This window comes from Bordetella genomosp. 13 (assembly GCF_007679965.1).
Lineage (GTDB): Bacteria > Pseudomonadota > Gammaproteobacteria > Burkholderiales > Burkholderiaceae_B > Bordetella.
In genome coordinates, this window is sequence record NZ_VEHL01000002.1 from 43,141 (window position 1) to 55,035 (window position 11,895).

The 11,895-nt window shown below is 67.2% G+C and carries 11 protein-coding genes; 7 read left to right on the plus strand and 4 right to left on the minus strand.

Features of this window, described 5'->3' with window-relative positions; genetic code table 11:
• Nucleotides 1-67: 67 nt before the first annotated feature.
• The 4 genes from FS845_RS06050 to FS845_RS06065 form a co-directional block, all read right to left on the minus strand.
• A complete protein-coding gene (locus FS845_RS06050; RefSeq protein ID WP_144631422.1) occupies nt 68-961 on the minus strand; it encodes a DMT family transporter in 894 nt (297 codons plus the stop codon).
• A gap of 16 nt (nt 962-977) precedes the next feature.
• Complete coding sequence (locus tag FS845_RS06055) at nt 978-2,330, minus strand: MFS transporter (protein ID WP_409929271.1); 1,353 nt, start codon at nt 2,328-2,330, stop codon at nt 978-980.
• 129 nt (nt 2,331-2,459) lie between these two features.
• Complete coding sequence (locus tag FS845_RS06060; RefSeq protein ID WP_144631427.1) at nt 2,460-3,029, minus strand: SRPBCC family protein; 570 nt, start codon at nt 3,027-3,029, stop codon at nt 2,460-2,462.
• A gap of 71 nt (nt 3,030-3,100) precedes the next feature.
• The gene (locus FS845_RS06065; protein ID WP_144631429.1) at nt 3,101-4,369 is read right to left on the minus strand and encodes an O-antigen ligase family protein; all 1,269 of its coding nucleotides are present in this window, start codon (nt 4,367-4,369) and stop codon (nt 3,101-3,103) included.
• A 189-nt stretch (nt 4,370-4,558) separates the two neighbouring features.
• On the opposite strand from FS845_RS06065, the gene FS845_RS06070 reads away from it, so the two are divergent.
• The 7 genes from FS845_RS06070 (at nt 4,559) to galE (ending at nt 11,877) form a co-directional block, all read left to right on the plus strand.
• Nucleotides 4,559-5,689 (plus strand): MraY family glycosyltransferase, encoded by a 1,131-nt coding sequence (locus FS845_RS06070; RefSeq protein ID WP_144631432.1) that lies wholly within the window; start codon nt 4,559-4,561, stop codon nt 5,687-5,689.
• Nucleotides 5,686-6,804: a glycosyltransferase family 4 protein gene (locus FS845_RS06075; RefSeq protein WP_144631434.1), complete on the plus strand. Its 1,119-nt coding sequence runs from the start codon at nt 5,686-5,688 to the stop codon at nt 6,802-6,804. The genes FS845_RS06070 and FS845_RS06075 overlap by 4 nt, the downstream gene beginning before the upstream one ends.
• Nucleotides 6,794-7,555 (plus strand): glycosyltransferase family 2 protein, encoded by a 762-nt coding sequence (locus FS845_RS06080; RefSeq protein ID WP_186332179.1) that lies wholly within the window; start codon nt 6,794-6,796, stop codon nt 7,553-7,555. The genes FS845_RS06075 and FS845_RS06080 overlap by 11 nt, the downstream gene beginning before the upstream one ends.
• 193 nt (nt 7,556-7,748) lie before the next feature.
• Entirely contained in the window at nt 7,749-8,600 is an 852-nt protein-coding gene (locus tag FS845_RS06085; RefSeq protein WP_186332180.1) for an ABC transporter permease, read from the plus strand.
• Nucleotides 8,590-9,894 carry an ABC transporter ATP-binding protein gene (locus tag FS845_RS06090; protein WP_144631438.1) on the plus strand — a complete coding sequence of 435 codons (1,305 nt, stop codon included), beginning with the start codon at nt 8,590-8,592 and terminating at the stop codon, nt 9,892-9,894. The genes FS845_RS06085 and FS845_RS06090 overlap by 11 nt, the downstream gene beginning before the upstream one ends.
• Nucleotides 9,881-10,825 (plus strand): class I SAM-dependent methyltransferase, encoded by a 945-nt coding sequence (locus FS845_RS06095; protein ID WP_144631440.1) that lies wholly within the window; start codon nt 9,881-9,883, stop codon nt 10,823-10,825. The genes FS845_RS06090 and FS845_RS06095 overlap by 14 nt, the downstream gene beginning before the upstream one ends.
• A gap of 20 nt (nt 10,826-10,845) precedes the next feature.
• Nucleotides 10,846-11,877, plus strand: a complete 1,032-nt coding sequence (gene galE, locus FS845_RS06100) for a UDP-glucose 4-epimerase GalE (RefSeq protein WP_144631442.1) — start codon at nt 10,846-10,848, stop codon at nt 11,875-11,877.
• The last annotated feature ends 18 nt before the right edge of the window (nt 11,878-11,895 follow it).

The following is an 11,895-nucleotide window of genomic DNA, read 5'->3' on the forward strand; positions in this document are numbered from 1 at the left end:
CGGGCCGCCGTTCGGACAGCCGGCCGGACCTGCCGCCGCGCGCCGACCCCGCAGTCCCAGGTAGCCGCTAGGCGGCGCCGGGGCGCTTCCCGGCCCGCAGCCGGTCCGTCAGCCCCAGCGTCAACGCCGTTCCCGCCAGGATGATGCCGGCGCCCGACATGATGCGCGGCGTCAGGTCTTCATTCAGGAACAACACGCCCCACAGCACGCCGAACACCGGCACCAGGAAGGTGACGCTGACCGCGCCCGTCGGCCCCACGTTGGCGATCAGGCGGAAGAACATGATGTAGGCGATGCCCGTGCAGGCCAGCGCGAGCAGGACCGTTGCGCTCCACGCCTCGAACGACACGGGCTGCGCCGGCCAGCGCCAGATGGCCAGGGGCAGCAGCACCAGCGCGGCGGCCATCATGCTGCCGGTGGCGTTGGCCAGCGCGTCCACGCCGGCCAGGTAGCGCTTGGTGGCATTGGCGGCCACGCCGTAGAACAGCGGCGCGCAGACCGCGGCCAGCACGGCCGGGCCCGTGCCGCCGGATTGGAACTCCAGCTTGTCCCACACCAGCACCACGATGCCCACCATGGCCACGGCCAGCCCGATCTGGCGGCGCACCGGCAGGCTGTCCTTCAGCCAGAGCCAGCCGATCACCGCGCCCCACACCGGCGTGCTGGCATTGGCCACCGACAGGAAGCCCGCGCCCAGCGACTGGGCCGCGTAGGCGTACAGCAGGAAGGGGATGGCCGCGTTGGAGGTGCCCACCGCCAGCACCGCGGGCCAGCGCCGGGCGATGATCGGCAGCTTGCCGCGCAGGGCGGCCAGGGGCAGCAGGAACAGTGCGGCCAGCCCGACGCGCAGTTCCATCAGCGCGGCCGGCCCGAACTCGGGCACCGCAATGCGCATGAACAGGAACGAGCCGCCCCATACGGCGGCCAGCAGCAGGAGGTCGGTGCCATCGCGGCGGGTCATGGCGTGTGCGTATCGCTTATCGGGTGACGACGTTCTTCATCTTGATGCGGTGGGCCAGCAGTGCGCTGGCCAGCGACAGCACGATGCACATGGCCAGGCCGGCACGCACGCCGTCCAGCACCGAGGCATGCGAGATGGCGATGCCCACCAGCGCCGTTCCGGCGGCGCTGCCCACGGCACGCGTGGTCTGCACCAGCGCCGAGGCCACGCCCACGTCGCGCCGCTCGCTGAGCATCTGCATGAACAGCGTCAGGTTGGGCAACAGGAAACCCAATGCGGTGCCGTTGACGAAGAAGGCCGCCAGGATCCACCAGGCCGGCGTACCGGCGCCGATGGCCAGCACCATGCCCGAGCCCGCGGCCAGCAAGGCGCTGCCGAACACCATCAGGCGCTGTGGCTCGGACTGTTTCGGGAACAGCCGGCCGTTGATGAGGCTGCCCACCGAGATGGCGGCCACCAGGGGAGTGAGCAGCAGCCCGGCCTGGCTGGGCGTGTAGCCCAGCTCGTGCTGCAGCAGCAGCGGGCTGTAGAAGATCAGCGTGAACATGACGGCGCCCACGGCCACCGAGCACAGGTTCAGCAGCTGCTGTTCGCGCCCGTCCAGCACGCGCAGCGGAAAGATGGGCGACGGAAAGCGCCGCTCGTAGGGCACCAGCAGCACGGCGGCGGCCACGCCGGCCAGCGCCAGGCCCAGGCCCAGCCCGGGGTGCGCCGTGTCGCCGGGCGCGAAGGCGACTTCCATGGCCGCCAGCGGCGCGCCCACCGCCACGACCAGCAGCAGGCTGCCCAGCCAGTCGATGCGCCGCGTCTCGCCCGCGGCGGCCTGGGGACGGATGGCGGGGAAATAGCGCGCCAACAGGAACAGCGCCGCCGCGCCCGCGACGGGCGAGATGAAGAACGCCGCGCGCCAGCCCAGCGCCTGCGTGGCGGCGCCGCCCAGCACGGGACCGATGCCGCTGGCCATGGCGAACGCGGCGGACACCAGCGCCATCCAGCGCACGCGCTGCCTGGCGTCGGGGAACAGGTCGGCGGGGGCGGCGAAGGCCGTGGCGATCATCATGCCGCCCGCGATGCCCTGCAAGGTGCGAAAGGCGATGAGCTGCTGCATGGTCTGCGACAGGCCACAGGCGATGGAGCCCAGCGACACCATGATGACGGAGGCCAGCATCAGCGGCTTGCGGCCGTACATGTCGCCCAGCCGGCCGAAGATGAGGATCGAAACCGCGGTGGCCAGCAGGTAGCCGGTGCCCACCCAGGCATACAGCGCCATGCCGTTGAGCGCGGCCGCCACGCGTGGCAGCGTGGTGCTGACGATGGTGGAGTCGAAGGCGACCAGGACCACCGTGGCCGATACGCCCGCCATGGCCATCAGCAGGTCGTGGCGCGAGCGGGCGGGTTCGGGGGTGGAATTGGGGGGCGATGCGGGAGGAGGTTGCGAACCTGCTGGCGGCGTGTTCATGCCGCCAAGAATATCACCGCCGACCCGCCGCCCGAAGCGCTATCGAAACAGCGTGTGATAGCCCACCAGCACCACTACCACGGCCAGCGCCATCGCCCAGGACCAGCGCGAACTGGACAGTCCGCGCGGTTCGGGTTCGGGCGGCGGGGGCGGCGGCGCCAGGCGCGGCTGCCGCGCCATGTGCTCGATGAACGCACCGAAGAACTTGTCGACGATCCTGCCGCCGGCCTTCATGATGGTCAGTTCGCCCAGCTCGGCCAGCTTGCCACCCGCCATCGCGGCCACCGTGTAGCTCAGGCGGGTGCCTTCCTCCTTGGCCGCCAGGGTGATCTGTGCGGTGCCGATGGCCAGGCCGGCCGCCTGGCCCTTGCCTTCGAAAGCAAGGGTGCAGCCGTTGGGCGCGTCGACGTCGGACAGCAGGATCTCGCCTTCATAGTCGGTCTCGAAACCGGCCACCTTGGTACGTATCACCAGGCCGTATTCGGTGGGGCTGCGCTGTTCCACCTTGATGCAGCCGGGCAGGCAGCGCTGCAGCACGACGGGATCGATGAGCGCGGCCCAGGTCTGGTGGGGCGAGGAAGGAATCCATTGGGCATCGGCAATGCGCATGGTTGTCTCCTTTTTCAGGACGGCCTTCAGCGGGCCGTTGCAACCATTCTGGCGCGATATGCCGCGCTTGGCTACTGCGGGCGTTGCGGGGAAGTATCGTCCGGTATCGCCCCTGGGCGCGAAAGCACCGCCAGGACCGCCAGCATGGTGACGTAGAAACTGAGCGAGCGCATGCCCCGGAACATCAATTCCGTCAGGCCGAAGATCGCGAAACCCAGGCATATCGCCAGGCCCATGGCCGCGGCGGTCCGGCCCGCCTGGGGGTGATGGCGTTGCATGCGGCGCAGGAACAGCCACGCGGGGGCCAGGTACAGGACCAGCATGGCCAGTACGCCCGGCACGCCGTGCACGGCCAATGCCATCAGCAGGTCGTTGTGCGTTTCCCCGAAACCTTCGGCTACATATGCGGAGACCTTGCCCTGCTGGCCGCGCAGCTTCAATTCCTCGACGAATCGCGCGCCGTTGCCCACGCCGGTCCAGGGGTGGGCCTGGAACATCGCCCAGGCCGAGCGCCAGAGCTGCAGCCGGATGCACATGGACGTGTCCGCCGTCTGGTCGACCGTCTCGCATTGCCGCACTTCCTGGAAGCCCTGGGCCACCCGGTCGCGCAGGCCGCTGCTGGCGGCGCCCGCCGCGGCCAGCACGGCCACGATGGCAACCAGGATGGCCAGCGTGCGCAAAGGGTGCCGCATGCGGCGGCTGAGCATCAGGGCGATGATCGCGAACAGGGGCACCGCCAGCCAGCCGGTGCGGGTCTGGGTCAGGATGAACCCCAGGAAGGCGGCACAACCCAGCGTCAGCTTGGCATACTTCTCCAGCGTGGGCATGCGCGTGAGCGTCCATTCGAGGCTGTAGAGCACCAGCACGCCGGTCAGGAGCATCAGGTTGCCGTAGCTGACGGCATTGAATTGCGGGGTGACCGGCCGTTCGAACGAAGGCCATGAGAGGTAGAACACCACCGCGAACGAGGCGGCGCTCGCCGCCAGCAGGCCCCACACGAAGTGCCGCAGCAGCCGGGCGTCCAGCACGGCCAGGCCGGCCAACAGCAGGGGGAAGGCCAGGGACACGCGCCACGCGCGTTCGATCTCGGTGGACCGCCAGGTGTGCGTGACGGTCTGGCTGAACAGGGTGGCTGCCAGCGGCAGGCACAGGGCAAGGATCAGCCACCCGTAGGGACGCAAGCGCGACCAGGCCTCGCCCGCCCTCGTGCCGGCGACGACCATGCAGGACAGCATGAGGGCGTAGAACATGCCGCTGGAGCCGCCAAGGATCAGCAGCGCAATCGGAGCCAGGGCGACCAGCACGGTGGGCAGTATGGAAACGCGGAAGCTGGACGTCATCGGGCGCGATCAGAAAAAATCGGGTGCCGCACATCTATGGCGGCTGGGCAGTATAGCCGGCCCGACCGGGCGTCCCACCGGTGTTCGGATGCAACAGCGCTCGAAAAATGGCGTAGTTCCGTCATTTCCCCTCGTCCGCCCACTACAATCCGGGGCCATGCACGCGCCCCGCCGACCGATTCCCTTTGTATGCTTTATTTACTGGTAGCGTTTCTCGTATCGCTGATATTCACGGTCCTGGTGCTTCGATACAGCGCTTGGCATGCTCCCCTGACGGGGGACCATGACCTGGAGGGTGTCCAGAAGTACCACGCCAAGCCCGTGCCCCGCATCGGGGGCCTGTCGCTGGTGGCGGCGATGGTGGCCACCTGTATTGCGGCAGCCCAGCGCGAGCCGCAGGTGCTGCCGGAACTGGTGCTGCTGCTCGGGGCGTCGGTCCCCGCTTTCGCGGGGGGGCTGGCCGAGGACCTGACCAAGCGGGTGCGTGTCGTCGTCCGCCTGGGACTTGCCATGCTGTCGGCCTTGCTCGCCTACTACCTGCTGGGCGCCGCCGTGACGCGCGTGGACATTATCGGGCTGGACTGGCTGCTGGGCTTCGGCCTGGTATCGCTGTTGTTCACCATGGTGGCGGTCAGCGGCGCGGCGAACGCGATCAATATCATCGACGGCTATAACGGCCTGGCCGCCGTGGTGTCCGCCATGATTTTCGGCGGCTTCGCCTATGTCAGTTTCTATCTCGGCGACCGGCTGCTGGTGATTCTCGCGCTGGGCATGCTGGGGGGTATCGTCGGGTTCCTGTTATGGAACTATCCCAACGGCCATATTTTTCTGGGCGACGGCGGCGCGTATTTCCTGGGTTTCATGATCGGCGAAATGTCGGTGCTGATGCTGGCGCGCCATCCCGAAGTATCGGCGTGGTTTCCGCTGCTGCTGTGTATTTATCCGGTTTTCGAAACCCTTTTCTCGATTTACCGCAAACGATTGCTGCGCGGCGTGTCGCCGGGGGCGCCGGACGGCGTGCACCTGCACATGCTCGTGTACAAGCGTGTCGTGCGCTGGGCGGTGGGCTCGGCCGAGGTCAGGCACCTGACGCAGCGCAATGCGCTGACGTCCCCCTATCTCTGGCTGCTGTCGTCGCTGGGGGTGATCCCCGCCGTATTGTTCTGGCAGATGCCGATCGTGCTGATGCTCTGCGTATTCGCCTTTTCGGTGACCTATGTCGTGCTGTACCGTCGCCTGGTGCTGTTCCGCATGCCGCGCTGGATGATCATCCAGAAGCAGCACAAGCGGCGCGGTTATTTCGGCCCCAAAGATAAATGATCGTTTTCGTCCGCTCCTATATCGCGGAGTTCGACGCGCGGCTGGGCAAGTATTTCCAGGCACTGGGCGCCGCGGGGTTGCCTTACCGGTTCATCGGCTGGAACAAGGACGGCCGGCAAACCGTCGCGCCGGACGGGTCCCACTATTACCAGCGACGCGCGCGCCTGGGAGCGGGGTGGGCCAATCTGCTGGCATTGCTGGGCTGGAACCTTTACGTATTGCGGCAACTGATGGCGTTGCGCGGCCAGGTGCGCGTCGTGCATGCCGTCGACCTGGATACGGCCGTGGCGGCCTGGCTGTTCTGCCTGGTATTCCGTCGCCGCCTGGTATTCGACCTGTACGACAAATACACGGCCGTGCGCAATATCGGTGGCCTGCCGGGCCGCCTGATCGATGCCCTGGAGAGCGGCATCGCGCGCCATGCGGCGCTGACCCTGATCGCCAGCGAGGAGCGGCGCGCCCAGCATCGGCTGGAACCGCGGCAGTCCAACGTGGTGGTGCTCGAGAACGTGCCCCAGGCAGAGGTGGGCGCCGCCGCGCCGCCGCACGCGATTGCGCCGTGGAAGATCGGCTACTTCGGCGTGCTGGAGCCCCGGCACCGTGGCCTGGAGGACCTGCTGGCCGCCTGTGGCGGGCGTCCCGACGTCGAATTGCACATCGCCGGCTACGGCGGGCTGGCCGATCACGTCGCCAGCGTCGCGGCGCGCAGCGGCAACGTGCATCTCCACGGCGCGATGTCCAGCGGGTCCGGGCTGGCGCTGATGGCCGGCATGGACGTCCTGGTGGGTTTCTACTATCTGTCGGTCCCCAACCATGCCCATGCTTCGCCGAACAAGTACTACGAACACCTGATGCTGGGACGGCCCATGGCCACCACGCAGGGCACCCCCCCGGGGGAGCGTGTACGCGCCGACGGGACGGGCTGGGCGCTGCCGGAGGGACGAGAGGCCATCGCCGCCTGGCTGGATACGCTCGACGCGGCGCAGATCCTGCAGCGCGGCGCGCGAGCGCGCGCGATCTGGGACCAGCGCTATGCTTCCTACCTGCAGCAGCACTATCAAGGCGTCTACGTCTCGCGGATACGCCTGCTGCTCGGAGAAACGCATGCCGGATAGCGCGCCCGCGGTATCCGTCATCATGCCCACGCACGATGCACGGCGCTACATCGCCGCGGCGATCGATTCCGTGATCGCCCAGACGCAGGCCGACTGGGAACTGATCGTGGTCGACGATGCCTCCGGCGACGGCACGGCCGACCTCGTCCAGGCCTACGCCGCGCGCGATGCGCGTATCCGCTATGTCCGCAATCCTCGCAACCTGGGCGTGGCCGCGACGCGCAACCGGGCCCTGGACCTGGCGCGCGGCCGATACGTCGCGTTCCTGGATAGCGACGACCTGTGGATGCCGGGCAAGCTGCGGGCGCAGGTGGCATTCCTGGACCAGACCAGAGGGGCGGTTTCCTATGGCCATTATCGACGGATCGACGAGACCGGCCAGGCGATGGGGGACGTGCGTCCGCCGGCCCATATCGACTATCGCGCGATGCTGCGCTCGAACTTCATCGGCAACCTGACCGGCATCTTCCGGCGATCCGAGCTGGGCGACCTGCGTTTCGTGACGGCGGGCCACGAAGACTACCTGTTCTGGCTGGATGCGATGCGCCGGGCCCGGACGGCCGCCGCCACGCCGTTCGACGGACCGCTGGCATCCTACCGCGTGCTGCGCGGATCGCGTTCGGCCAACAAGCTGCGCGCCATGGCGTGGCAATGGAGGATCTATCGCGACCATCTTCGGCTTTCCGTCCTGCACAGCGCCTGGCTGTTCCTGCACTATGTTTTTCTTGCGCTGAAGAAGCGCTCGGGGTGAGGCGCCAGGCAGTCCGGGCGTGCCGATCGCCCCGCGTGGGCCGGCCTATAATGCGGCCACAGCGCCCTCGGACGTAGCGGCCGCCCTTGTGCCGGTACGGCCGTGCCTTGCGGGTCCCACGCACGGCCATTTCCGCCGCGTTCCTGTGCGCAGCACCATACAACTCGAATCCACCGGCGCCGGCCGCCTCAGAATGAGTCAAAGCAGACCGAACATCGTCAATCCCGCCACGCGCCACCGGGCCTCGCCCATGGCCCTGTTCGCATCGATCCTGAAGCATCGCTCACTGATTGCCAGCCTGGTCCGGCGCGAAGTCGTGGGCCGCTACCGCGGCTCGGCCTTCGGATTGCTGTGGTCGTTCTTCAATCCGGTCTTCATGCTCCTGGTCTACACGTTCGTGTTCAGCGTGGTCTTCAAGGCGCGTTGGCCAGGCGGCAGCGAGTCGCGCACCGAATTCGCCCTGGTGCTGTTCGCCGGCCTGATCGTGTTCAATTTCTTCGCGGAATGCATCAATCGGGCGCCCTCGCTGGTGTTGTCCAACGTCAACTACGTCAAGAAGGTCGTGTTCCCGCTGGAGATCCTGCCGTGCGTGGCGGTGGGATCGGCGTTGTTCCACCTGGGAATCAGCCTGGCGGTCTGGATGCTGTTCTACGTGATCTTCTATGGCGTGCCCCATGCCACGGTGCTGCTGTTCCCCGTGGTGGTCCTGCCTCTGGCGATCATGATCCTTGGCGTGAGCTGGTTCCTGGCCGCGCTCGGCGTGTTTTTGCGGGACGTGACGCAGTTCATCGGGATCCTCACGACGGTGCTCATGTTCGTCTCCCCGGTCTTCTATTCTCCGTCCGTGCTGCCCGAGCAGTACCGCTGGTTCCTGCACCTCAGCCCGTTGACCATGATGGTCGAGCAGGTGCGCGGCGTGCTGTTCTGGGGGCACGGCGTCGACTGGCTGGGCTGGGGGCTCTATACGGCCGTCGCCCTGATCGTGGCGTCCCTGGGCTATGCCTGGTTCCAACAGACGCGGAGGGGCTTCGCCGATGTCCTCTGACAACCTGGCCATCTCGGTCGAGCAGCTCGGCAAGACCTTCAACCTGTACGACAAGCCGCGCGACCGGCTGCTGCAGATGATGTCGTTCGGCAGGCGCCAGTACTACCGCCAGTTCCATGCGCTGGAAGACGTGTCGTTCCAGGTCGAACGCGGCGAGACGATCGGCGTCATCGGCCGCAACGGGTCGGGCAAGTCCACCTTGCTGCAGATCATCTGCGGCACGCTGACGCCCAGCACCGGCACGGTCTGGACGCGCGGCCGCATCGCGGCGCTGCTGGAGCTGGGCGCGGGGTTCAATCCCGAGTTCACCGGCCGCGAGAATGTCTATCTGAACGCCTCGATCCTCGGGCTGACGCGCGCGGAAACGGAAGCGCGTTTCGACGACATCGCCGCCTTCGCCGACATCGGCAATTTCATCGATCAACCCGTACGCACGTATTCCAGCGGGATGTACGTGCGGCTGGCCTTCGCCGTGGCCATCAACACCACGCCGGAAGTGCTGATCGTCGACGAGGCGCTGTCGGTGGGCGATGCCCGCTTCCAGTTCAAGTGCATGCGCCGCATCAAGGAGATCCAGCAGGAAGGCGCGGCGGTGCTGTTCGTCAGCCACGACGTGGGTTCGGTGCGCAACCTGTGCCAGCGCGCCGTCTGGCTGGATCGCGGCAAGCTGCGCATGCAGGGGGAAGTGGCGTCCGTCACCGGCCGCTACGCCGAATTCCTGTACGACGACGCGCCGGCCGACGAGAAACCCGATTCGCCCGTGCAGCCCGCGCAGGCCGAGGCCGACGTCAAGGAAGCCAGCGACGCGAATTTCACGCTGGATGACAAGCCTGCCGCGCACTGGGGATCGCAGGTGGGCCTGATCCGCTATGCCGCGGTGGTGTCCGCCAACGGACGCAAGAAGGAACTGCTGAACTGGGGGGAGCCGGTGCGCATCAAGATCGCGTTCCGGCTGCCGCAGAACGTCGATCCCAGCCTGGTCAGTGTCGCGTTCTCGATCAAGAACGAAAAGGGCGTGGACCTGCTGGTCGATTCGACCCGGCACGATCCCGCGCTGCGCCCCGATCCCGGATCGGCCGAGTGCGTCCTCAACTTCGCGTTCGTCAATCACCTGGTCCCGGGCCGGTATCTGCTGGTGGCCGCCATCGAGAGCGCCGAGCCGCAGTCGACCAGCTATTACGAATACATCGAAGGCGCACAGTATTTTTCCGTGATCGCCGACGGGCCCATGATGGGCGTCTTCCAACCCGCCATCGAGAAATACTTTGACGGAAAAGAGCATGCCGCCGACTGACATCAATAGCCGGGAATACTGGAACGGCCGCTTCGATGCCGACTGGGAAGTGAACCAGGGCAAGGAGCAGTCGCGCTTCTTCTCGAACGTCGCCTACGAGAATCTGCCGTCGTGGCTGGTCCAGCAGCAGAAGCAGGACGGCTGGACGCTGTGCGACTGGGGCTGCGCCCAGGGCGATGGCACGGATGTGCTGGCGGGCCTGTTCGGTCCGCAGAACGTGACGGGCGTCGATTTCGCCGACAGCGCCATCCAGAAGGCGCGACAGGCGTATCCCGCGATCCGCTTCGAGGCGCAGGACTGGCTGGCCCAGGACGCGCAGGTGTCCGACACCTTCGACATCGTGTTCTCGTCCAACACGCTGGAGCACTTCACCCGGCCGTACGACGTGCTGCCGCGACTCATGGCGCGCGCGCGGCGCTGTGTCACCCTGGCGCTGCCTTTTCTCGAGAGGGATCGCATCGATGAGCATTTCTTCAGCTTCCTGCCCGAGAACATCCCGCTGACGCCCGCGGCGGGATGGGTGCTGGCCCATGCGGCGGTCCAGGACTGCCGGAACCTGCAGCCCACGCATTGGCACGGGTTCCAGATCATCCTGGTATACGCGCGCACCGAATGGCTGCAGACCGCCAACCTGCACCTTGCCGACGTGCGTTTCGAGGCCAACGGCGGCGAGGCCGATCTGGCGAAGCACAGTGCCGGTCCGGACCCGGAGCTCGACGGCTTGCGCCAGCAGCAGGCCGAAAGCCACGAGCAGCTGCGGACGATTTCCGGACAACTGGCCGCCCTGAGCGCCCGGCTGGAACAGATCGAAGGGTCGCGCGCCGCGGAAATCAAGGATCTGGAAGCCCAACTCGCGCAGATCCGCGCGTCCACGTCCTGGGCCTTGACCGGGCCGTTGCGCCGGCTGGGCCGCCTGTTTGGCCGCAGCTAGGCCATAAACGGATTCTTGCCATGTCTTCTGTCATTCTGGTCACCGGAGGTGCGGGATTCATCGGTTCGCATACCCTGGTCGAGCTGATCGCCGCCGGTTTCGAACCCCTGGTGCTGGACGATTTCTCCAACAGCCGTCGCGACGTGCTGACGCGCGTGGAGCGGATCGCCGGGCAGCCCGTGCCTTGTGTCGAAGGCGACGTGCGCGATGCCGCGACGCTGGACGCGCTGTTCGCGGGGCAGGCGGCCAAGGGCCAGCCCGTCCAGGCCGTGCTGCATTTCGCCGCGCTCAAGGCGGTGGGCGAGTCGGTGGCCCAGCCGCTGCGCTACTACGACAACAACGTCGGCGGCACCCTGGCGCTGCTGCAGGCCATGCAGCGCGCCGACGTGCGCAACATCGTCTTCAGTTCATCGGCCACGGTGTACGGCCAGCCGCAACACCTGCCGTTCGACGAATCGCATCCGCTGGGACCATTCAATCCCTACGGGTGGACCAAGGCCATGGTCGAGCAGATCCTGCAGGACCAGTGCCAGGCGGACGATGCTTTCACCGCGATCAGCCTGCGGTACTTCAATCCCATCGGCGCGCACCCCAGCGGCCTGATCGGAGAGGATCCGCGAGGCATTCCCAACAATCTGTTTCCCTACATCGCGCAGGTGGCGGCGGGCCGCCTCGCCGAGCTGCAGGTGTTCGGCGACGACTACGACACGCCCGACGGCACGGGCGTGCGGGATTATCTGCACGTGTGCGACCTGGCTGCGGGCCACGTGCGCGCGCTGGAGTACGCGGCCAGGCCGCAAAGCCCCGGATTCCGCGCCATCAACCTGGGCACCGGCCAGGGCACCAGTGTGCTCGAAATGATAAGCCTGTTCGAAAGCGTCACGGGACAGAAAGTCCCCTACCGCATCCAGCCGCGCCGCCCCGGCGACCTGGATGCGACGTGGGCGGACCCAGCGCTGGCGAAAGCGCTGCTGGGATGGACGGCGCAACGCGACGTGCGGGAAATGTGCCGCGACGGCTGGCGCTGGCAGGCGTCGCAGCAGCAGGGTTGAATGGCCCGGCGTCTACTG